This window comes from Streptomyces sp. NH27 (assembly GCF_056859195.1).
The window spans coordinates 1-2,790 of the sequence record NZ_JACEGK010000737.1 but is presented as its reverse complement, the minus strand read 5'-3'; the positions used below and the strand labels follow the sequence as shown (position 1 = coordinate 2,790).

Here is a 2,790-nt window from a genome sequence, read left to right as displayed (position 1 = left end):
ACCACACACCCCTCCCCACCTACCCCTTCCAACACCAACGCTACTGGCTGCAATCAAGCGTGACCGTGACGGCGACCGCTGCCCCACTCGTGGTCCCGGACTCGGTGGAAGCCAGCGACGGCTCGCCCCAGGACCGCTTCGCCGGACTCTCCCGGGACGACCTGCTCGACGAGTTGCTGAGCCTCGTCCGCGTGCATGCCGCCGTCGCTCTCGGGCACGACTCGCCGGAGCCCATCGTGTCCGACCGCACCTTCCAGGAGTTGGGGTTCGAGTCGGTGACGGCGGTCGGCCTGCGCCGCCGGCTGGTTGCGGAGACCGGTCTGGAGTTGCCGGTGAGCGTGGTCTTCGACCACCCGACGCCCACGCTGCTGGCGGAGCACCTCACCGACCTGCTCGCCGAGGACGAGCCGGCGCAGGCGGGCGAGGGCGGCTCGGAGCTGGCCGACGCGACGGACGACGAACTGTTCGCGCTGATCGACGCCGACGGCACGGAGGGGGCGGAGGAAGCGCGATGAACGACGAGGCAAAGCTGCGGGAGTACCTGCGCAAGGCCACCGCCTCGCTCCAGGAGCAGCGCCGGAAGGTGGAGGAGCTCAGCGACCGGCTCGCCGAGGCGGAGCGGTCGCGGCGGACCGACCCGGTGGCGGTGATCGGCATGGGCTGCCGCTGGCCCGGCGGCATCGACACCCCGGACGAGCTGTGGCGGGCCCTGGTGGAGGAACGGGACTGTCTCTCCCCGTTCCCCGCCGACCGGGGCTGGGACGTGGCCGACCTGTACGACCCGGAGCCGGGTGTCCCGGGCCGGTGCAGCGTGCGGGAGGGCGGCTTCCTCGCCGGCGCGGCGGCGTTCGACGCGGAGTTCTTCGGCTACACACCCGAGGAGGCCGCCGGGACCGACCCGCAGCAGCGGTTGCTGCTGGAGACGGCGTGGGAGGCCGTCGAGCGCGCCGGGATCGATCCGTCGACGCTGGCCGGGTCGCCGACGGGCGTCTTCGTGGGGCTCACACCGCAGGGGTACGCGGGGACCGACGGCGGGCGGGAGCGGCCGCAGGAGGGCACGGACTACCTGGCGGTCGGCACCCTGCCCAGTGCCGCGTCCGGGCGGATCGCCTACGTGCTGGGCCTGCACGGTCCGGCGCTCACCGTCGACACCGCCTGCTCCTCCTCCCTGTCCGCGCTGCACCTGGCCCGCCGTTCGCTGCTGTCGGGCGAGTGCTCGCTCGCGCTCGCGGCGGGCGTCACGGTGATGGCCGTACCCGATGTGTTCCTGGAACACAGCAGGTTCAGCGCTCTCGCGCGGGACGGTCGTACGAAGCCGTTCTCGGCGAAGGCCGACGGCGGCAACTGGGCCGAGGGAGTAGGGGTGTTGCTGCTGGAACGGCTGGCGGACGCCGAGCGGCACGGGCATCCCGTGCTGGCGCTGGTGCGCGGGTCGGCGGTCGGCCAGAACGGCACCAGCAACGGCCTGGCCGTGCCCAACGGCCCGGGCCAACGGCGGGTGATGATGCGCGCGTTGGCGGACGCCGGGCTGCCGGGCGCGGACGTCGACTACGTCGAGGCGCATGGCACGGGCACCCCGTTGGGGGACGCGATGGAGGCGGAGGCGATGCTCGCCGTATACGGCCGGGAACGGCGGCCGGAGCGACCGCTGCTGTTCGGCTCGATCAAGTCCAACCTGGGGCATCCGCAGTCGGCGGCCGGGATGGCGGGCGTCATGAAGGCGGTGCTCGCCCTCGGGCACGACACCGTGCCCGCGACCCTGAACTGCGTACCGTCGCTGGAGACGGTGGAGCGGTCCGGCGGTGTGCTGCAACCTGTGCCGACCGCCCTGCCGTGGCCGAGAACGGGCCGGCCCGGACGGGCTGCGGTGACCGCGCTCGGCGCGGGCGGCACCAACGGGCATGTCGTCCTGGAGCGGCCCGCGCATCCGCCGTGGGAGCGGCCCGCGCCCGCCCGCGTACGGCCGCTGCCGTGGCTGCTGTCCGCGAAGAGTCCAACTGCCCTACGGAGGCAGGCCCACAAACTCCTCGCCCACCTCGACGCGCACCCGGCACGGTGGTCCGACGCGGACATCGCGTACTCCCTGGCCGTGACACGCAGCGCGTTCGCGCACCGGGCGGCCCTGGTCGGCACCGACCGGGGGCAGTACCTGGCGGGGCTTCGGGCGCTGGCCGACGGAGAGCCGTCGCCCTGGGTGAGGTCGGGGCTCGCGGGCACCGGCCGGGCCGCGCTGGTCTGCTCGGGCCCCGCCGCCAACGCCCTGCCCTCCCACGGCCGCCTCCCCTGGCAGTGGACCGCCTTCAGGGACGCCGTCGCCGATCTCGACGAGGTCCTGTCCCCGTACGCGGGCGGCCGGTCCCTGGCGGAACTGCTCCACCCGGCGGGAGCGCGAGCCACGGACGAGGACGCGTCGCTCGCCGGGTTCGCCGTGGTCGTGGCGCACGCCTGGCTGTGGCAGGCGTGCGGGGTCCGGCCCACGACGGCTGTCGGCGAGGGCCGCGCCGGGCGCTGGGCCGCCGCCCATCTGCGCGGCGACCGCACCCTGGAAGAGGCGCTCGCCGGGCTCACCGGCGGCGACGAACCGCCGGCCGCACCCTCCCCGACGGGATCGGGCCCGGCGACGATCGCGCTGCCCGTCGCCCCCGATGCCCAATTGCCCTCCTTCGCCCGCCAGTTGGGCGCCGCCTTCGTCTCCGGTGTTCGGCTGGACCGGGAGGCGGCCTTCGGCGGACCGGACGTGCGGCGCGTACCGCTGCCGACCTACGCGTTCGCCGGAGCCCACCACTGGTG

General features: G+C 74.6%; 2 protein-coding genes. Both read left to right on the top strand.

The genetic code is table 11. From position 1 onward, the window contains the following. On the top strand, window positions 1-515 hold a 515-nt coding region (locus AC13HU_RS35175; RefSeq protein WP_483046060.1), incomplete at its 5' end, for an acyl carrier protein. Continuing rightward, window positions 512-2,790 (top strand): type I polyketide synthase (locus AC13HU_RS35170; RefSeq protein WP_483046059.1); only part of this gene is annotated, 2,279 nt, incomplete at its 3' end. The genes AC13HU_RS35175 and AC13HU_RS35170, both read left to right, overlap by 4 nt.